General features: G+C 32.0%; 23 protein-coding genes. 15 read left to right on the top strand and 8 right to left on the bottom strand.

Annotation, left to right across the window (positions count from 1 at the left end; all coding sequences use genetic code 11):
• Positions 1-122 precede the first annotated feature (122 nt).
• Positions 123-563 carry a hypothetical protein gene (locus tag ABEY15_RS11525; RefSeq protein WP_429890216.1) on the bottom strand — a complete coding sequence of 147 codons (441 nt, stop codon included), beginning with the start codon at positions 561-563 and terminating at the stop codon, positions 123-125.
• Between the two features lie 94 nt (positions 564-657).
• Here ABEY15_RS11525 and ABEY15_RS11520 point away from each other — a divergent pair, with 94 nt between their 5' ends.
• The 6 genes from ABEY15_RS11520 to ABEY15_RS11495 all read left to right on the top strand — a co-directional run bounded on the left by ABEY15_RS11520 (position 658) and on the right by ABEY15_RS11495 (position 5,615).
• Positions 658-1,173 (top strand): hypothetical protein, encoded by a 516-nt coding sequence (locus tag ABEY15_RS11520; RefSeq protein WP_429890215.1) that lies wholly within the window; start codon positions 658-660, stop codon positions 1,171-1,173.
• A 112-nt stretch (positions 1,174-1,285) separates the two neighbouring features.
• Positions 1,286-1,639: a hypothetical protein gene (locus ABEY15_RS11515; RefSeq protein ID WP_069034571.1), complete on the top strand. Its 354-nt coding sequence runs from the start codon at positions 1,286-1,288 to the stop codon at positions 1,637-1,639.
• Positions 1,640-1,641: 2 nt separating this feature from the next.
• Positions 1,642-2,886, top strand: a complete 1,245-nt coding sequence (locus ABEY15_RS11510) for a glutathionylspermidine synthase family protein (RefSeq protein ID WP_429890214.1) — start codon at positions 1,642-1,644, stop codon at positions 2,884-2,886.
• A gap of 23 nt (positions 2,887-2,909) precedes the next feature.
• Positions 2,910-3,311 (top strand): DUF350 domain-containing protein, encoded by a 402-nt coding sequence (locus ABEY15_RS11505; protein ID WP_069034569.1) that lies wholly within the window; start codon positions 2,910-2,912, stop codon positions 3,309-3,311.
• A 189-nt stretch (positions 3,312-3,500) separates the two neighbouring features.
• The gene (locus ABEY15_RS11500) at positions 3,501-4,385 is read left to right on the top strand and encodes an ABC transporter ATP-binding protein (protein WP_429890212.1); all 885 of its coding nucleotides are present in this window, start codon (positions 3,501-3,503) and stop codon (positions 4,383-4,385) included.
• The gene (locus ABEY15_RS11495; RefSeq protein ID WP_429890211.1) at positions 4,386-5,615 is read left to right on the top strand and encodes an ABC transporter permease; all 1,230 of its coding nucleotides are present in this window, start codon (positions 4,386-4,388) and stop codon (positions 5,613-5,615) included.
• Positions 5,616-5,679: 64 nt separating this feature from the next.
• On the opposite strand, the gene ABEY15_RS11490 is transcribed toward ABEY15_RS11495, so the two are convergent.
• The 3 genes from ABEY15_RS11490 to dat form a co-directional block, all read right to left on the bottom strand.
• The gene (locus tag ABEY15_RS11490; protein WP_429890210.1) at positions 5,680-6,516 is read right to left on the bottom strand and encodes an SGNH/GDSL hydrolase family protein; all 837 of its coding nucleotides are present in this window, start codon (positions 6,514-6,516) and stop codon (positions 5,680-5,682) included.
• A gap of 277 nt (positions 6,517-6,793) precedes the next feature.
• Positions 6,794-7,093 carry a hypothetical protein gene (locus ABEY15_RS11485; RefSeq protein ID WP_429890209.1) on the bottom strand — a complete coding sequence of 100 codons (300 nt, stop codon included), beginning with the start codon at positions 7,091-7,093 and terminating at the stop codon, positions 6,794-6,796.
• Positions 7,094-7,162: 69 nt separating this feature from the next.
• Positions 7,163-8,047 carry a D-amino-acid transaminase gene (dat, locus tag ABEY15_RS11480; protein ID WP_429890208.1) on the bottom strand — a complete coding sequence of 295 codons (885 nt, stop codon included), beginning with the start codon at positions 8,045-8,047 and terminating at the stop codon, positions 7,163-7,165.
• Between the two features lie 154 nt (positions 8,048-8,201).
• On the opposite strand from dat, the gene ABEY15_RS11475 reads away from it, so the two are divergent.
• The 6 genes from ABEY15_RS11475 to ABEY15_RS11450 all read left to right on the top strand — a co-directional run bounded on the left by ABEY15_RS11475 (position 8,202) and on the right by ABEY15_RS11450 (position 14,378).
• Positions 8,202-9,011 (top strand): sugar nucleotide-binding protein, encoded by an 810-nt coding sequence (locus ABEY15_RS11475; protein ID WP_429890207.1) that lies wholly within the window; start codon positions 8,202-8,204, stop codon positions 9,009-9,011.
• A 126-nt stretch (positions 9,012-9,137) separates the two neighbouring features.
• On the top strand, positions 9,138-10,844 hold the full coding sequence (locus tag ABEY15_RS11470; protein WP_429890206.1) for an AMP-binding protein: 1,707 nt from the start codon (positions 9,138-9,140) through the stop codon (positions 10,842-10,844).
• A 264-nt stretch (positions 10,845-11,108) separates the two neighbouring features.
• Positions 11,109-11,696: a TetR/AcrR family transcriptional regulator gene (locus tag ABEY15_RS11465; RefSeq protein ID WP_056472373.1), complete on the top strand. Its 588-nt coding sequence runs from the start codon at positions 11,109-11,111 to the stop codon at positions 11,694-11,696.
• A 37-nt stretch (positions 11,697-11,733) separates the two neighbouring features.
• Positions 11,734-12,504, top strand: coding sequence for an enoyl-CoA hydratase (locus tag ABEY15_RS11460; RefSeq protein ID WP_429890205.1), 771 nt, complete (start codon positions 11,734-11,736; stop codon positions 12,502-12,504).
• Between the two features lie 56 nt (positions 12,505-12,560).
• The gene (locus tag ABEY15_RS11455) at positions 12,561-13,334 is read left to right on the top strand and encodes an electron transfer flavoprotein subunit beta/FixA family protein (protein ID WP_429890204.1); all 774 of its coding nucleotides are present in this window, start codon (positions 12,561-12,563) and stop codon (positions 13,332-13,334) included.
• Between the two features lie 66 nt (positions 13,335-13,400).
• The gene (locus tag ABEY15_RS11450) at positions 13,401-14,378 is read left to right on the top strand and encodes an electron transfer flavoprotein subunit alpha/FixB family protein (RefSeq protein ID WP_429890203.1); all 978 of its coding nucleotides are present in this window, start codon (positions 13,401-13,403) and stop codon (positions 14,376-14,378) included.
• Between the two features lie 179 nt (positions 14,379-14,557).
• On the opposite strand, the gene ABEY15_RS11445 is transcribed toward ABEY15_RS11450, so the two are convergent.
• From ABEY15_RS11445 to ABEY15_RS11435, 3 genes are all read right to left on the bottom strand, one after another.
• A complete protein-coding gene (locus ABEY15_RS11445; RefSeq protein ID WP_429890202.1) occupies positions 14,558-14,797 on the bottom strand; it encodes a hypothetical protein in 240 nt (79 codons plus the stop codon).
• Between the two features lie 308 nt (positions 14,798-15,105).
• Positions 15,106-15,264: an FbpB family small basic protein gene (locus ABEY15_RS11440; protein ID WP_129687991.1), complete on the bottom strand. Its 159-nt coding sequence runs from the start codon at positions 15,262-15,264 to the stop codon at positions 15,106-15,108.
• A 207-nt stretch (positions 15,265-15,471) separates the two neighbouring features.
• Positions 15,472-15,942, bottom strand: a complete 471-nt coding sequence (locus ABEY15_RS11435; RefSeq protein WP_429890201.1) for a GNAT family N-acetyltransferase — start codon at positions 15,940-15,942, stop codon at positions 15,472-15,474.
• 170 nt (positions 15,943-16,112) lie between these two features.
• Between ABEY15_RS11435 and trxA the strand changes: the two genes are divergently transcribed.
• The 3 genes from trxA to ABEY15_RS11420 all read left to right on the top strand — a co-directional run bounded on the left by trxA (position 16,113) and on the right by ABEY15_RS11420 (position 18,852).
• Complete coding sequence (trxA, locus tag ABEY15_RS11430; RefSeq protein WP_056472391.1) at positions 16,113-16,430, top strand: thioredoxin; 318 nt, start codon at positions 16,113-16,115, stop codon at positions 16,428-16,430.
• Positions 16,431-16,708: 278 nt separating this feature from the next.
• On the top strand, positions 16,709-17,146 hold the full coding sequence (locus tag ABEY15_RS11425; RefSeq protein ID WP_098860166.1) for a MarR family winged helix-turn-helix transcriptional regulator: 438 nt from the start codon (positions 16,709-16,711) through the stop codon (positions 17,144-17,146).
• Between the two features lie 77 nt (positions 17,147-17,223).
• Complete coding sequence (locus ABEY15_RS11420; RefSeq protein WP_429890200.1) at positions 17,224-18,852, top strand: MDR family MFS transporter; 1,629 nt, start codon at positions 17,224-17,226, stop codon at positions 18,850-18,852.
• Between the two features lie 477 nt (positions 18,853-19,329).
• Here ABEY15_RS11420 and ABEY15_RS11415 read toward each other — a convergent pair whose 3' ends face one another.
• Entirely contained in the window at positions 19,330-19,761 is a 432-nt protein-coding gene (locus ABEY15_RS11415) for a hypothetical protein (protein WP_429890199.1), read from the bottom strand.
• Between the last annotated feature and the right edge of the window lie 12 nt (positions 19,762-19,773).

Here is a 19,773-nt window from a genome sequence, read left to right as displayed (position 1 = left end):
CATCCTGTAGTGGAAATCAGCCCCACGCAGGCTCCTTTTACGAAAATTTGGTAATTAATTGACTAGAGTGTTTTTCAATAGCGTGAAATAAGCTACCTAAGAAGACTTAGGTAGCTTATTTTTTATTCATTATACCGCTTGACATACATCACGTAAGTATTACGGTCTTGATCAACTTCATTTGAAGTTTGCTCGTAAATTTGATGATTTATTGTTATATAAGTTGATTGAAGCCAAGATAGTAGATCCAATTCATCTCCGCTCTCAAAGAAATGAATTTCATCAAAAGAATCCACATCTCTAATTTCAATGCCTAACGGTCTGTTTAAATGGTAAAAAGGAGTATTTTCCATATCTGACTCAATTACTTCAATTACATATCGATCCTCTTCGATATAAGAACCTCTATTCTCGTAAACGAAACCATTTAAAATAAAGTAATCGCAATATCTTCTTGTAAAGATTTGGACCTTAGATAAAAATGGAAAATGATAAATAGGTCGTGTAAATTCTCCATCAAGTAATCGATATTCAAGAACAAAGATGTTGTCTGTATTAAACATTGTTCAAACTCCTTTAATAATTGTATATACATTAGTATATAACACAGTTTAGGATAGAAATGTATGTATTTATATATTGAACTAGGAGAAAACAATGTCAAAAACATCAAAATTAATGAAAAAAGTAAGTATTGCCTTAACAAGTGGTATTGTAATAAGTTCATTAACCGGGTGTGGATCTGAACAAGAATCGATTGAGACAACTGATAATTCTCAAGATTATTATGAATCAAGTCAACCGGCCTATGAAAATACAAAGCAAGTAAATGAGGTTGATGAGGGGACGACGACTGAAGATAATTTAGATGAGACAGATTATACTGATAGTGAGGAAACAGAATTTGCGTATACAGATTCTGAAATGCCTGATGACGAAAATTGTAGTGATTGGGAATTTGACTATGAAGATAATATTTGGATTTGTGATGATAGTTCAAGCTCATTTTACCGAAATTTCTTCTTTTTAGGCTCATTCTTTGCAACAAAAAATATGTTATATAGCAATAATGATTTTAATCAATACAAATCCGCAGGCATTATTAAAGAAACAAATTCCTCAGTTAAAAAAAGTGGTTTTGGTAGTGGAGTTTCTGGAGGTTTTGGCGGTTAGTTTAAAAGATAACGAGAGTAAGAGGGATAGTTAAAGTTAATTTCTATATACTTTAATAGAGGGATTAGTTTAGTATAGATTAGAATAATTCAATACTTGAAAGGAGATCCCAATGTCAAAAACATCATTATTAATGAAAAAAGTTAGTATCGCATTAACGAGTGGATTAGCAGTAAGTACATTAGCTGGCTGTGGTTCTCAAAATGCTGACAGGCCAGACAAACCGAAAAATGACGATTGTCGTGATTGGGAGTTTGATGATGACGAAGGTGTTTGGGTTTGTGATGATAGCACTAGTCATTACTACCATAGTTATTATCATGGCGGAATATTTTATCCAACAAGAACTGCACTTCATGCAAGTAGTTCTTATAAGAGTTATAAATCTTCTAGTAAATATGCAGGGCATACTTCGTCTTCTAAAAGTGGTTTTGGAAAAGGTTCATCTGGAGGATTTGGTGGTTAATAATGGATAATGTGAATTTACAGAATCATAGACGAAAACGTAAAGAAGTATATCAAAAACTTCCAGATTTTTGGGCGAATCTACAAGATTCATATTATGCTTTATTAGACTACTATCCATTGACTGAAAGTGAAGTTGATGAAATTCATTCAATTACGGAGCAAATTGGAAAAATCTATGATAAGACTGCTCGGTTAATGAGACAGTTACCAGATGATATTTTTTATATGCTTGGTTATTCAAAGGAAATCGTACCATTTTTACGTCATAAAACGATTGAAAGTGAAGGAATCATTAGAAGAATTGACCTTGTTCGTACAGTAGATGGGTGGAAACACTATGAATGTAATAGTGACACCCCAACTTTTATTATGGAGACCCATCATGTCAATGGTTACATTACGGATTATTTTAACTTGAAGAATCCTAATGCTGATAGTGAAAAGAAACTTTCGAACATCATAAATCATGTTGTCAATAAAAGCATAAAAGGGTTAGATAAACCAATTATTGTTTTTACAGCTCATAGTGATCATGAAGAAGATTGGAAGACAGCTAAATATATCCAATCCCTATACAATGGTAAGAGTCAATTAATATCGCTAGAAGATATACAGATTATTGAGAACGATGGTCTATATACACCTAAAGGGGAAAGAATACATATTCTTTACCGACAGACCTATCCAATTGAACACCTAGAGCTTGATCAATCTTCAGATGGAACAAAAATTGGCCTGGCACTATTAGAACTTGTAAAAGACGGTAAATTGATTATTTTCAATCCATTATCTTCATTCTTACTACAGTCCAAGGCTATTCAAGCATTAATTTGGAATTTACATATAGAGCAATCAGATGTTTTTACTGTAGAAGAACATGATGTAATTAGAAAACATTTTCTACCAACATTTTTAGAGCCAGATTTCTTTATAGAAAACAATCTTCCATATGTTGAGAAACCTGCATTTGGCCGTGAAGGAGATTCAATTAAGATTATTAACGGAGAAAACTGTCAACAAAGTAAACAAAATAACTATCATGATCAAGTTATGGTGTTTCAACAATATTCACCTTTACCAATGAGAAAGGTGATGACTCCTGATGGAATGCTAGATTTACATGTATTAATAGGTAGTTTTTTAATGAAAGAAGAATACGGCGCAATTGGTGTCCGTGCCGGGAATATTATTACCGGAAACGAAAGTTGTTTTTTACCAGTAGGAATCGTTGAAGAAAAAAATTAATTAATGAGGGGATGAGAAGATAGATGGATAGTATTGTTAGTACGTTGATGTATTTAGGATCGGGACTTATTCTTTTATTTATTGGATTTTTAGCTTTTACTTTTACCACTAAGATGAGTGAACAAAAATTAATTTTAGAAGATGGTAATATTGCCGTTGCACTGAAATTAGCGGGAAAATTAGTAGGGCTAGCAATTGTTATTATGTCAGCAGCAAAGTATTCAGTTAACTATGGTGATTTCATTATTTGGAGCTTAGTTGGTATTATAGCTCAAATGGTTACATATTGGATCGCAGAATTTGTATTATTTCCAAAAATTTCGTTTGCTAAAAAGGTTGAAGAAGGAAATATTGCAGTAGCTGCTTTATTGTTTACTCTAAGTGTAACGGTAGGTTTATTAATTTCAGGTAGTATTTCATATTAATAAATAAATGAGAATGCTAGAGCGGCATTCTCATTTTTTCATTTCTATCTTTAGTCTAATCAAGTTAGATAAACTGACTAACTAATTACGAATTTTACCTTTTATTAAAATTCTTTTAAATGTATGCTTTATATATAGGAATTACATTTAAGTATATTTTTGCTTAAACTTCAAAAAGGGGGAAGAGCGTTGACTTTAGAAATAAAACAGCTTTCTAAAAATTTTGGAGATACTATTGCCGTTAACGAATTGTCATTTACTTTGCCTACAGGAAGAGTATTAGGTTTATTAGGTAGAAATGGAGCAGGTAAAACGACCACCATTAAAATGTTATTAGGTCTTCTTACACCTACAAAAGGAGAAATAACTTGGAAAGGGAGCCCATTTAAATCCGATAAAGTTAAGGTAGGATATTTACCAGAAGAAAGAGGATTATTTACCAAAAGCAAGGTTGTTGATCAGCTTAAATATTTCGGGAAATTAGAAGGGATGTCTAATAAAGAGGTTGATGTAGCAATAACATATTGGCTAGATCGTCTAGAAATACCACATTATCGAAATAAAAAAGCAGGTGAGCTTTCAAAAGGTAACCAACAAAAAATTCAACTAATTGTAACTTTATTACATAACCCTGAATTGATTATTTTAGATGAGCCTTTTAGTGGACTAGATCCAGTTAATGCGGAGTTAATGGCTTCAATTATTACCGAACAAATTCAGAAAGGGAAAACGGTTATATTATCAAGCCACCGTATGGATCAAGTGGAGGCTTTTTGTGAGCATGTTTGTATACTTAAGAACGGTAATGTTGTCGCAGAAGGTAGTTTAAGTAGCTTAAAAGAAGACTATGGGTATAGAAATTTAATTTTAGAAGATATAACAACGATTAAACAAATACTAGATTCCAATAATGTAAGTTATGAACAAAAGCAATTAGGAATTTACGTAAAGGTAAAAAGTGATGAGGAGGCTTTTACGATTTTAAATCGTATTAAGTCAGACTTCGGTTCTATAAAGAAGTTCCAATTATTAGAGCCTACACTAAATGATATCTTTATAGAGAGGGCGAAATAAATGAAAAAGTTTAGAACGGTCTTTTTATTTCATTTACGTGAAGGTCTTTTGGCGAGAGCAACGATGATTATGAGTATTATTTTATTTGTATTAGTCGTTGGAATATTTGGAGTACAAAAATATTTTGCTGGTACAGAAAAGAGTAATAAGGATAAAGATAAAATTGTTTTAATAGATAACTCGAAAAATTATTCGTTAGATATTGCTAGTTTAAACAAAACGATTAAATCTGCAAAGATTGAGCAAAGCGATGCATCGAAAGAAAAAGATTTAAAAAATCAAATTGAAGATGGTTCAAAAGATGGACTGATTATTCTTTCCGAAAAGAACAATATCCCGTCAATTCAATATACGTATAAAAAGTTTTCAAATAGTGAATTGCTTTCAGTCGTAAATATGACTTTACAGCAAAATTACTTAAATAAAACTGCCCAAGATTTAAAGCTATCACCTGAATCTGCAACAAAGTTATTGCAAAAAGTAGAAGTAAATGAAATTGTTCTAAAAAATCCAATGGCTACATTCGGAATTGCTTACTTTTTTGGTTTCTTATTGTATATGTTTCTATTAATTTATGGAAACTCAATTGCAACAGGAATTGTTGCTGAGAAGTCTTCTAGGGTAATGGAGGTATTACTACCAAAAGTAAGTCCTGTCGTGACCCTATACGGAAGAGTCATTGCGGTATTTTTTGTAGCTTGTGCACAATTAATTGTATTAGGAATAGGATTTCTTTTTGCCAATTTATTAGGCTGGGTTAATACTAATGCGATCTCTTTTTTCGGAATGAAAATAGATTTAGAGGCATTAGATACTACAACCATCATTGCATTTGTAGTTTATTTCTTATTAGGCTATTTACTTTATGGATTACTTTACGCTGCAATTGGATCAGTTGTTTCAAGAACAGAAGAGCTTCAAATGGTTCTGATGCCAATTACTATTTTAGTCGTGGCTGCATTCTTTATTAGTATTAATGCATTAGTAAATCCAGGTGGTACATTTGTTCAAATTAGCTCATATATTCCATTTTTTGCTCCACTTGTAGCATTTTCTAGATTTGTAAGTGGAGAAATGAATTTTATAGAAATAAGTGCTAGTATATTAATTTTAATTGTTTCAATAATGATTTTAACTCGTGTTGCAAGCCGTATTTATGTTAATGGGGTAATGTATTACAGTGAAAAAGTAAAGTGGAAAGATGTAGCTAGATTATTAAAAAGACAATAAAAAAATAGATCTCATAGGTCAAATTTCTGACTCTTGAGATCTATTTTTTAGCAGTTTTTATTGTCTAAATTTCTGTTGTATGACTATTACCCTCTTCTTCTATACTACTTTTAACATCCTGCTGTAGAACTTCTAACTCTCCAATTACAATCTCTGAAACACGTTTATATCCTCTTGTTTTATTTGGATGCATACTATCAATTAAATAATATTCACCGTTCATTCTATTCCATCCAACATTAGAGTATAGGTCGATGCATGGCAATGCGTAAAATGAAGCTACATCTTTAACAGCTCTAGCATAATCAGATGTTAAAAATCCAGCCTTGTTTTTATCTTCATATTTTCCGTTGTGATATCTAGGTACAGGCGTCATAAGAATAATCCTACAATTTGGTAACCTTTTTTGTATTTTTTCAATCATTGAACACAAAGCACCGATAAATGTAGATTCGTCTAAATTGGGTCGTTCATTTGTTGGAAACCCTTTTCCTAAAGGAATACCTCTACCAAAGTCATTTGTTCCACCCATTATTGTTAAAAGTTGAGTATTAAGTGGAATCGTAGCATTGATCCTTTGACTGTTACACATACTTGATAAAATTTCAGTCGTTCCATTTGGCTGTGGTTTAGGTGGTTGACCTTTGTAATTTCCATTCTTATCAATCCAAGCAATCGAACCATTTTCAGCTATAGTTGTGCCACCAATCCCTCTATTAACATGAGTCAAGCCTAACTTTTCTGCTACAGCAGGCTGCCATCCGTTAGACGAAGTGATACTATCTCCGTAACTAATCCAATTTTTTGATTTGTAACCGGTTATTTTTTTTCCTTTTGCCTCAGCTATATTTGTAAATAATGAATTAAAAATACGTTTTACATACGATGTTAATCTTGCCATAGCAATCACCCTTTTTACATATTTACTTCATAAACATGTAAAGCCTATATACTAAAAATGAAATTACAATGACAGTAGTGGATTTTGCAGTATGTAACATTTTATATTTAAAAATTATTCTATATTACATTTATTCAAATAAAATCAACTGCACAATTTTACTTTATTCAATTGTTTAAACTGTTTAAAAGAAAGTTGCACTTCGATAGTTAGCAAAACAACAAAAAGCCTGTATCTTATAATTCTAGTCTAAGATACAGGCTATACTTTTAGGTATTTAATGGTACTTGTAAATGTTATTATCAGAGCTTTTTTTCATGAAGAGCCCTATAATTAACTGAATGAGACCAATAACAAATATGATTGGATACAATACCCACATCAACATCCCTGCCCAGCCATTTCCTTCGATAATAGCGTACGTAATTCCAATGGCAAATGACAAAAATGGCCCAATGGCTACCATATTCGCGATACCCCATATGATGTATTTTCGTTTTCTAGATTGCCCTACAGTAAAAACGAGAGCAAAAGCTGCGCCAAAAAAGGCGATCAAAATTGCTATAAAAATTGCCAAATCAAGTCACTCCTCACTAAGGTAAACCAGCATCTTTTAATGTGGTTTTATAATGCTATTTAGTGTAGTCTAGTTAGTTGACTGATCCTGCGGAATTTTATCAATTAAATTAGTGTATGAATCTTGTATTCTCTTTGTTATTTCTCCACGCTTTCCTAAACCAATAGGATAGGACTTTTCATCAATTAAAACAGAAGTAACAGGTAGAATGTCAGAAACGGATGCTGTCGTAAAAGCTTCATCTGCATTTAAAAGTTCATCAATTGAGAATGGAATCTCTTTTACTTCGAGTCTTTCTTTTTTCGCAATTTCAAGTACCACTTTTCGAGTAATGCCATTTAGAATTAAGTGATTGGCAGGATGAGTGAATAGAGTAGAGTTTTTTACGATAAAGACATTTGTTGCTGATCCTTCTGTAATGATCCCATCCCTATGCAAAATTGCTTCTTTCGCTCCTTTAGCGTAAGCCTCATTTTTTACTAAAACACTACCTAATAAGTTTAAACTTTTTATATCACAGCGAAGCCATCGAATATCATTCGTTATATAAGCAGTTATTCCTTTTTCCATTTGTTGTAATGGTCTATGATCTTCTCTTACTGTATATGCAATCAGTTGTGGCTTTAAATTAGCTTCGTCTTGGTAAATATGATTGCGGTTCATTACACCCCTACTAATTTGGATATAAACATATCCATTATCGTAATCGCAAGTATTCATTAAATAAACTAAATCACTTTCAAGCTTTTTCAGGTGCATTTTAAAAGGTATGAATATTTTTTCACAGCTTTCCTTCAAGCGAATTAAATGTGCATCGAGTTCAAAATATGACTTATTGAAAAAACGAATAACCTCATAAACGCCATCTCCGAATTGATAACCTCGATCTAAAATATTTACATTTGCAGATTTTAAATCGACAATACGGTTGTTTAAAAGAACCTTTGCTTTCATATGAACCCCACTCCCTATTATCATTAAAGTCTGTTTGATTAAAAGATTGCAACTAGTCTGGACTTTAAATTTATGACCTTTGTAAACACTGTTAATTATGATACATTCAATATATCACAAGTTTATTAAATATTTTGTAAAAAGGAGAGAGACAATGAAATTATTAATTTTAGGTGCTAGTGGACTAGTTGGGAAGGCTTTAATAAAAGAATTTTCTCCTGATTATGACGTTTTTGGAACGTTTAATCAAACAAAGTTAGATTTGAAAAATGATCATCAATTACAATGGGATATTAATGATTCAGAGAAAATATTGACTTGGATTGGCCGTATTTGCCCAGATGTAATAGTTTCTTGTTTACGAGGTGATTTTAATGTTCAATTTGAGGCACATTCTAGAATAGTAGAAAAAATAAAATCGACTTCAACGAAATTTTTATTTTGTTCTACAACAAATGTTTTTGATGGAGAAGTTTCAAAGCATCACGCTGAAAACGATTTCCCTGTTGCCGAATCGGATTATGGACAATTTAAAATAAAATGTGAAGAATTAATTAAGAATGAGATTGGCGATAATGGGATCGTATTAAGATTGCCAATGGTTTGGGGAAAACAGTCACCAAGACTAAATGAAATAAAAGATAAAATAGAAAAAGGTCAAGAAATTGACGCATATGATAATATTTTTTTAAATCATGCAATTGATACGGGAATTGCTAAGCAAGTAAGAAAAATTATTGAAAATGATTTAAAAGGGATATTTCACCTGGCAACAACTAATATTGACTCGCAATACTCATTTATTTTTAAACTTGTAAAAAGTTTATCAAAAGGGGGGAAAGTCAAATCTCTTACTTTAGAAAACTTTGATGAATACAATTTTGGATTATTGACTAATCGCACCGATTTGTCACCTAATTTTTACTATGATAGCGATGAAGTAATTGATCAATTAGTTCATTAATTTCCAAAACATATTCAAAATCCACTAGTGATTAAATATTCTTAATATTTTGATTGTATAGCTGAAATTTGTAACATATACTAATTTTAGTATGAACATACTTTTAAAATACTGGTGGTGAATGGTATGGAGGAACCAAGATTAAAGCCTTGGGTGAGTCAGTATCCAGAGCAAATACCAGCTACATTAGACGAACAGTTTGATCTATTACCAACATATTTAAAGCAAACAGCTTCAAAATATCCAGCTAAGAAAGCGCTTAATTTCCTTGGGAAATCGATGACCTTTAATGAAATTTATATTCAGTCTTTAAGATTCGCCAATTTCTTAAGGAATTTAGGAATTAAAAAAGGTGACCGAGTTGCAATTATGCTTCCTAATTGCCCTCAAGCAGTGATTGCTTATTATGGGATTCTTTTTGCAGAAGCAATTATCGTCCAAACAAATCCGCTATATACAGAACGTGAGCTTGAATATCAAATGAATGATAGTGGTGCAACAGCTATTATTTGTTTAGATTTATTAATTAATAGAGTGTACGAAGTAAAAAAATCTACTAATCTACAACATATTTTTGTTACTGGGATTAAGGACTATTTACCATTTTTTAAAAAGCTGTTATATCCATATTCAAAACAGCCAAAGGCACCTGAGATTCCAAATGATCACTCGATTCATCAGTTTAGTTTTATTATGCAAATATCTGCACCGATTGAACAGGATCTCTCAGATAGTAGTGTAGAAGATGTAGCAATACTTCAATATACTGGAGGAACTACTGGATTTCCTAAAGGTGTCATGCTTACACATAAAAATTTAGCATCAAATACGTTAATGGCAGAAAAATGGTTATATAAAAGTCAGAAGGGCCAAGAAAAGATTTTGACTGTCTTACCATTTTTTCATGTATATGGAATGACGACATGTATGAATTTATCAATCATGTGTGCGTATGAAATGATTATTGTTCCTAGATTTGATGCAACTCAAATGCTTAAAGCGATCAATAAATATCGACCTACATTGTTCCCGGGTGCACCAACAATGTATATCGCATTATTAAATCATCCTGATTTAAAGAATAACGATATCTCATGTATTCATGCTTGCTTAAGTGGTTCTGCAGCATTACCTGTTGAAGTTCAAGATCAATTTGAAAAGGTGACAGGTGGAAAATTAGTAGAGGGCTATGGTTTATCAGAAGCTTCTCCAGTTACACATAGTAATTTCCTATGGGATAAGCGAGTAACGGGAAGCATTGGAGTTCCTTGGCCAAGTACAGATGCTAAAATAGTATCTCTAGAAACTGACGAAGAATTACCTTATCGTGAAATTGGGGAATTAATCGTTTCAGGACCACAAGTAATGAAGGGGTATTGGAATAGACCAGAGGAAACCGCAACCACGTTAAAAAATGGCTGGTTATATACAGGTGATTTAGGCTATATGGATGAAGAAGGCTTCTTTTATATCGTTGACCGTAAGAAAGATATGATCAATGCAGGAGGGTTTAACGTTTACCCTAGAGATATCGAGGAAGTATTATATGAACACGAGGCTATTAAAGAAGCGGTTATTGTTGGTATTCCTGATGCATATCGTGGAGAAACAGTTAAAGCTTACATTGTATTAAAAGAAGGAAAATCAGTGACTGAGGCTGAACTAGACGATTTTTGTCGGAAATATTTAGCAGCTTATAAGGTTCCGAGAATTTATGAATTTAGAAATGAATTACCAAAAACAATGATTGGTAAAATCTTAAGAAGAACATTACTAGAAGAAGAAAAACAAAAGAATCCGAAACCAGAGGATTCTGATGAAAATTTAATATAATAATATATGGGGGATGATAACATAAGCATCCCTCTTTATTTTACGAACTGCTATAAAAATACTATGCTAAAATAAATTTAAAGATTGATTAAAAGATACCTGATAAAATTAAATGTAAGTACAAAGATTAAAAAGAATATTAAAAGTTTTGTAAGAAACTTTATACACAAAAAATATTACAGGACAATTGACAATTTTCTGATAAATTTGTATTATGAGAATATGAATGATTATTCATTCACTGTAAGAAGGGGTTAATAAAAAATGAAAAGAGATAAACCAAAATATAAACAAATAATTGATGCTGCAGTTGTTGTAATTGCTGAAAATGGTTACCATCAGGCGCAGGTTTCTAAAATTGCAAAACAGGCTGGTGTAGCTGACGGAACAATCTATTTGTATTTTAAAAATAAAGAATCCATCTTAATTTCACTGTTTGAAGAGAAGATGGGAAATTTTACTGAAAAAATTCGTGAAAAAATTGAAGGTAAACCGGACGCGATATCGAAATTATTAATGTTGGTAAAAACTCACTTTTATGAAATGTCTAAAGATTCACATTTAGCAATCGTTATGCAATTGGAAGTAAGACAAACAAATATTGACCTGAGATTAAGAATAAATGAGGTACTAAAAGAGTATCTACATATCATTGATTCCATTTTAAATGAAGGAATCAATAGTGGTTTGTTCGACAAACAATTGGATATTCGTACAGCTAGACAAATGATCTTCGGCACGATTGATGAAGTGATGACCCATTGGGTAATGACCGGTCAAAAACAAGATTTAGAGTCAAAAGCCGATAAAGTTCACCAACTATTAATAAGAGGATGCGGGTACCAAAATTAACGTTCTAGTACATTTTGAAAAATAGGGAGGAATAGTTGTGAGTTTAATTCAATGTAAAATATCCGATGGTATTGCATTATTAACAATTCAAAATCCACCAGCAAATGCAATGTCTTCGGTTGTATTTGCTGATTTAGTTAAGCATTTAGATGAATTAGAAAATAACAATGATGTAAGCGTTTTAGTTGTTCATGGAGAAGGTAGATTTTTCTCTGCAGGTGCAGATATTAAAGAATTTACTTCTTTCAAAAATGCTGAAGATGCAGCAGCAGTTGCAAGAAGAGGTCAACTAGTTTTTGATCGTGTTGAAAATTATTCTAAGCCGATCATCGCAGCAATTCACGGAGCTGCATTAGGTGGCGGACTTGAATTTGCAATGAGCTGTCATATTCGAGTTGTTGCAGAAAACGCAAAACTTGGTTTACCTGAATTAAACTTAGGAATTATTCCAGGGTTTGCTGGGACACAACGATTACCACGTTATGTAGGTAAAGATAAAGCGTTAGTTATGCTTGCGACTTCTGAACCAATTTCTGGTGTTGAAGCTGGGAAAATTGGATTAGCTACAATTGTAGTGCCAGAAGAAACTTTATTAGATGAAGCAAATGCATTAGCAGCTAAAATTGCTAATAAAAGTATGCAATCAATTGAATATATTCTACAACTACTATCTTCTACTAGAACTACTTCATATCATGAAGCGGTGGAAGAAGAGTCTAAATTATTTGGAGAAATTTTTACAACTGAAAATGCAAAAGAGGGTATTTCGGCATTTTTAGAAAAAAGAAAACCAGTGTTTAATAAATAAGTAGTTTAATATTTTAAAAAAATAGATGTAGTTACATTTCCTGGGAGGGTATAACAATGAACATTTATGTACTATTAAAAAGAACATTTGACACTGAAGAGAAAATTACAATTTCAAATGGTGCAATCCAAGAGGATGGCGCTGAATTTATTATAAATCCATACGATGAGTATGCAGTTGAGGAAGCGATTCAAATTCGTGACGCTAATGGTGGCGAAGTAACTGTCATAACAATTGGTAACGAAGATAGTGAAAAAGAACTTCGTACAGCACTAGCTATGGGTGCTGATAAAGCTGTATTAATTAACGTTGAAGATGACGTTACAAATGCTGATCAATATACAACTTCTAAACTTATTGCTAAATACTTAGAAGATAAAGATCCTTCAATTATTTTAGCAGGTAATGTTGCAATTGATGGAGGTACTGGTCAAGTAGGTCCACGCGTTGCTGAATTATTAAATATTCCTTACGTGACAACAATTACTAAAATTGATATTAATGGTACGACAGCTACAATCGAACGTGATGTAGAGGGTGACACAGAAATCATCGAAACGTCTTTACCATTATTAATCACTGCTCAACAAGGCTTAAATGAACCAAGATATCCTTCTTTACCTGGTATTATGAAAGCTAAGAAAAAGCCTTTAGATGAATTAGAATTAGATGATCTAGATTTAGAAGAAGATGAAGTTCAAGCAAAAACGAAAACAATTGAAATTTACCTACCTGCGAAGAAAGAAGCGGGCAAAGTTTTAACTGGTGAATTAAAGGATCAAGTAAAAGAATTAGTTTCGTTACTACGTTCTGAAGCAAAAGTAATCTAATTTTATTGAATATTAGAACAGAATAATAGATTAATATCGTAATAGAAAATTTTGGAGGGAAATAACATGTCACGTAAAGTATTAGTATTAGGCGAAGTTCGTGAAGGATCACTACGAAATGTTTCATTTGAGGCAGTAAGTACGGCTAAAACAGTTGCTGAGGGCGGAGAAGTAGTTGCTGTATTAGTAGGTAAATCAGTTAGTGCATTAGCTACTGAAATGATTCAATACGGTGCAGATCGTGCAATCGTTGTTGAAGATGAAAAATTAGCATCATATACTTCTGATGGGTATTCTCAAGCACTTTTAGCAGTTATTGACCAAGAAAAACCAGAAGGTCTAGTTTTCGGTCATACAGCTTTAGGTAAGGATTTATCTCCTAAACTTGCTGCTCGTATGCAAAGTGGACTTATTTCAGATGTTACAGCAATCGAAGTAGCTGGTGGAAATATTGTTTTCACTCGTCCGATTTACTCAGGTAAAGCATTCGAGAAAAAAGTTATGGTAGATCCATTTATTTTTGCGACAATCCGACCAAATAACATTTCAGCATTAGAAAAAGATGCTACTCGCACTGGTGATGTAGCAACTATTTCAGTTGAAATTAAAGACTTACGTTCAATCGTCAAAGATGTTGTGCGTAAAGCGAGTGAAGGTGTAGACCTTTCAGAAGCGAAAGTGGTCGTTGCTGGTGGCCGTGGAGTTAAGAGTGAAGAAGGCTTTAATCCATTAAAAGAATTAGCTTCAGTACTAGGAGCTGCTGTAGGTGCATCTCGTGGTGCATGTGATGCTAACTATTGTGACTACTCTTTACAAATTGGTCAAACTGGTAAAGTTGTAACACCTGATTTATATATTGCATGTGGTATTTCAGGAGCTATTCAACATTTAGCTGGTATGTCAAACTCTAAAGTAATCGTTGCAATTAACAAAGATCCAGAAGCTAACATCTTCAAAGTAGCTGACTACGGAATCGTTGGTGACTTATTCGAAGTATTACCTTTATTAACAGAAGAATTTAAAGCTGTATTAGTTAACTCTTAATATAGAAACTTTAAATGATAACCCACAAGAACTTTAGTATCTTGTGGGTTTTTTTGTTTTTTCAAGTGTACGTCACCCAAATGCCCTGAAAAAAATTTGAAATAAAAAAGAGGTGTTCAAAAGTACTTTAACTTTTGTAACACCTCCTTTATAGTTTTTCTATTTACAAGCCATTGTCATTACATCCTAACAATGACTGATCCACCGCCACTTGTTACAACTTGATTTTGTTTTTGTTCAAGCTGTCTAAGTAATTCGTTATTTGCTTCGATTGCTTTTACAAGGTTTGTAATTTGATTTTCAAGATTCATAAACATTTGCATGATTGATTGATGATCAGTTTGTACATGACCTTGAACACCGTTTCTCATAGGATGTTGGGGATGATGCGGATGTGAATTCCAAAATGGATGATGCATACTTTTACCTCCAATTTCTAGACCAATGTACTATATTGTACGTCTTATTATGATAAGAGTTCGCCTATTTTAGTTTTTATTGCTACTTATATATATGAGAGAAGGTAAGAGTCAAATTTAACTTCATTTAAATGAATTTTTGTGATAAACATTGCACTGTATATATAAGAAAGAAGTATTTTTTTACACCTGGTGTTTGCTTATATGGAGGAACTTGAACATTGACAAATTGGTAGTTTCAAGGGAAAGGATTAAATCTTTTTAGAACAACACAAAAAAAGTAATCCCTTTATAGGATTACTTAAAATTTATGATATAGCTTTGTTTAGTTTGTTTTTTTCAGATAATAATTCGTGGCGCTTTTCAATTTTTCTTTCAATTTTTTCGATTTCTTCTTTGTTTCGTAATAAAGATTGTTTATTCTCATGAACTAATTGATTAAACGATTTACGTAAAGGTTTTCTCATAAATGCCACTCCTATCGTGTTAAATTTTTTGAATATTATTATTATATTCAACAATATATTAACATAAAAATCTGACATTAATTCGAGTAAGATTTTACGAATTTGTGACAAAAGTAGCGAATAGAATCGTTACTCATGGACTAAATCGATAATCTTGGCGTCTCATGAAGCTGACAATCAATAATTTAACATTTAAATATGAAAATATTATGAATAAATCTTTTCATAAACTTCTACTTCAATACCATCTGCATTCGTTTTATTTTCTATATATTTAAATCCTTGAGATTTCCAAAAAGATTTTGCTTGTTGGTTATTAATTAACACACCTAATCGTAAACCGTGAATTTTTCTTTTTATAAGTAGTTCTTCAAATAATATAAATGCGTTTGTTCCAAATCCATAACCATGGTAATCATGATGGATCATTAAAAGACCTAGCCATGGGAAACCATCTTTAGGATTTAACGCTAAATAATCAATTAATCCTATATAAGTATCATCTAATTTAATAAAATAAGTTTCCGTTTGGTGTGAGGAAAAAAAATATTCCTTCATTAGTTCTTCTTTTGTTCGTGTTAAACGACCATTCTCCATTAAATTGTAATTTTGATTTGAATTTGTAATTTCTTCAATCACTTCAATTAAGTCTGTTGTAATTCTTTCAAATGTTATCACTTTTTTAGTCCTTTCATTGGTATATCAACTATTTGTTTGGAAATAGTAAGTTTGAGCAAATAAATAGAAAATGCTAATTCTCATATGGTATACTTTCTTTAAAATTATAACAAATTATGTCAATCTACATATTTTACTTATGTAGCTTGCGCAGGTAGGAGGAAAAATAAATGGCAATTGTAAATGCAACAAACGCAACGTTTGCAGAAGAAACAAAAGAAGGTGTAGTATTAGTTGATTTTTGGGCAACTTGGTGTGGTCCTTGTAAAATGATTGCTCCTGTATTAGAAGAATTAGCTTCTGAATACGGAGAAAAAGTTAAAATTGTTAAAGTTGATGTTGATGAAAACCAAGAAACAGCAGCAAAATTTGAAGTTATGAGCATTCCATCATTATTCGTTCTTAAAGACGGCGAAGTAGTTGAAAAAACTTTAGGTTTCAAACCTAAAGAAGCTTTAGAAGAATTAATTACTCCGCATATTGGTTAATTATAATTTGTAAGAAATGCACTCATAATATGAGTGCATTTTTTTTTGCATTTTTAACTAAAAAAAGCTGGCTAGAACAATATTTATAAAACCAATACATTAAGCCAATGTAAATGTTTTCATTATAATTAGCAATATTAATAATTAGAGTCATGTTAAAAATTTCTAATGTAAATAAGATTGACTATTTTTCTGTCACGTTTTATATTTAATAAGCATTAATATTTAACAGGCATTAAATATTTATTTGGATTAATTTTTAAAGGAGGTTAACTTTCTTGGGTAACAAAAATGAGTACATTGAAAGGATTCAGATTGCACTTCAAAGTACTATTCATAAAATGCAACCAAAAGTGACAGAAAGTATGAATAGTCATGGTGTAACGGCTACTCAATTTTTTGTTTTAATGTACTTACGAAAAAAAGAAAGCTGTAAAATATCTGAAATAGCAGAGATGATGGGTGTAAAACCAAGTGCGGTATCATTTATGATTGATCGACTTGAACATAATGACTTTGTATATAGAGAACATGATAAAAAAGACCGAAGAGTTGTAAATATTATGTTAACTGAGGAAGGTATTAAAAAATTAGAATCAGTTATAAAAGATCGTAAAGAAATTTTTGAAAGTTTCTTGTTTAACCTTTCTGACGATGAGTTATTACAATTTGCAAAGATTACCGAAAAGCTTGCAAATGCTGCAGCAGATTTATAGAAATTTTTACAAAATACTTTTTTGTATTAGTAATTATAAAAAGAAAAAAGATATGGGAGAGAAGGGAGAAATATATTTTGACTACAAATACAGTTGTTCAAAAAGAAGGCAATCGTAAACTTTTGCTAATTGGTCTAATTATTGCAATGTTTTTCTCGGCATTAGATGGCACAATAGTTGGTACTGCAATGCCTAAAATAGTTGGGGACCTTGGTGGTTTAAGTATGATGACTTGGCTTACAACAGCATACTTATTAACTTCAACTACTGTAGTGCCGATCGCAGGTAAATTAGCAGACTTATTAGGTCGTAGAAGTGTTTATATTGCAGGTTTAGTTATATTTATGGCAGCTTCAGCATTATGTGGTATTGCCCATAACATGACTGAATTAATTATTTACCGTGGTATTCAAGGTATCGGTGGCGGCGTAATGATGCCAATGGCGATGATTGTAATCGGGGATTTATTTACAGGTAAAGAACGTGCGAAATTCCAAGGGGTTTTCGGTGGTATTTATGGTTTAGCTTCAGTAATCGGTCCACAAATCGGTGGTTGGATTGTTGACTCATTAAACTGGAAATGGGTATTCTACATTAACCTTCCAGTAGGGATTATCGCGACAATTTTTATTGCATTAGGTTTAAAAGGAAGAAAAAATACTGGACCAATCAATTTCGATATCGCTGGTATGGTGACTATGATTATCGGTGTAGTAAGCTTACTCCTTGCTTTAAGTTTAGGTGGAGTTAAGTATGATTGGAATTCTTGGCAAATTATTAGTTTATTTGTATTAGCAGTAATTGGAATCATTAGCTTCGTGATCGCAGAAAATAAAGCTAAAGAGCCAATACTACCAATGCATTTATTTAAAAATAGAACGTTCGTAACATTGAACTTAATTGGTTTCTTTATGACAATTGCGATGTTTGGTGCAATTATGTTCGTACCATTCTTCATGCAAGGAATTGTTGGAGTAAGTGCAACACAATCGGGGACAATTATGACACCAATGATGATCACTATGATTATTGCAAGTATTATTGGTGGTCAGGTTGTATTTAAAGTAGGTATTAAACCACAGATTATTACGGGTATGTTCGTAATTGCATTAGGTTTATACTTATTAACAACTTTAGATATGAATTCAACTAAAACTATTGCAACAATCTTTATGGGAGTTATGGGTCTAGGTATTGGTTTAGTAATGCCGACAATTACACTAGCTCTTCAAGAAGTATTTGATAAGAAGGAATTAGGGATTGTAACATCTTCTAGCCAATTCTTCCGTTCAATCGGTGGTACTTTTGGAGCAACTGTTTTAGGTGCTGTAATGAATAGTAAATCAGGAACACTTCTAAACAATGATTTAGTTCCATTTTTAAATAAATTACCAGCTCAAGCTGCACCATTAGTAGACAAATTTAAAGACATGATTAATACAACTCCTCAATCTGTATTTACAATGTTATTTAATGCGGATGCTAAGAAGCTAATTCCTAAGCCAATTTTAGAAGGAATGTTACCGATCATTAAAACATCATTAATGGATTCGTTACACCAAGTATTCTTTGTTGGTTTAGGATTCATCATAATTGGTGCAGTCGTAACATTATTCCTAACACCAATTAAATTAACGAATAGAAAAGCTGGAGATAAAGAAGGTAATGAGCAAGAACAAGTGGAAGTTGAAACTGCGACTTCTTAATTTCTCAAGCTGTAATATAAAAGTAAAAACCATCCAGAATATTTTGGATGGTTTTTATTTTTATGCTTTTCGAGAACATGAATTATGAAGTGTTGTGGGAGGTATTACAACTGCAAGAGTTAAAAAACTCAATCTTCATTTTTATTTTTATCAATTTTTTAATTGACGAGTGAAATAGATAAATTTGCAAGCCGTTTGAAAGTAGCTTCTAGTGTATAATTTTATAGGCTATAATACCTTAACTGGTAAGGGTAATTTTCAACTTTAATTGCAGTTTTGTTGATTTTATTTTTATTTACCGTTATCTAATTTTAATTGCTGTTTTGCTTATTTTAATTACGATTATCAGATTTTATTTGCAGCTCACTATTTAAATGCGCAAATTGATCTTTTTGCGTTTCAATGGTGCTTTTTTACAGAATGAAGAAAAAAGAAAGGTCCCATAAAAGATTTACCTTTTCAGGGACACCCTCTTTGCTATATAGCCATGGACACTTTTTCTTTTCTTTTTTTCATTTTTCGTTTATTACTCCACAAAATCCAAGATAAAGCTAATCCTGTTCCAGTAAGTATAAAAAGACCGATACCACTAATTAAGCCTATTATGCCAGTATGTAGGCTTTTCACTGAAAATGCAGACTGCTCAGGTCTCTTTCCCAAATTTTGAAATGGAGTTTGAGTATTATCTCCATTTTGTCCATTTTGAAGTGTAGTGGTTTGATCGCTATTTTGAGATTGTTGGTTTCCATTAAACTGTCCACCCGATGGAAACTGACCTTGCATAGAAAATCTTCCTTTTTCTTCGCCACCTTTATTGAAATACAGGATAATCCCTGTAGTAGATTCGATTAGTAGGAAAACCGAAACAATGACACCAATCCAAAAATGCACTACTCTTACTTTTTTCATCTTAACATTTCT

The sequence above is a fragment of the Gottfriedia acidiceleris genome (genome assembly GCF_050457485.1).
In the GTDB taxonomy this organism is placed as follows: Bacteria; Bacillota; Bacilli; order Bacillales; family Bacillaceae_G; genus Gottfriedia; species Gottfriedia acidiceleris_D.
The sequence above is the reverse complement of the archived record's forward strand: the minus strand, read 5'-3'. Positions and strand labels throughout refer to the sequence as shown.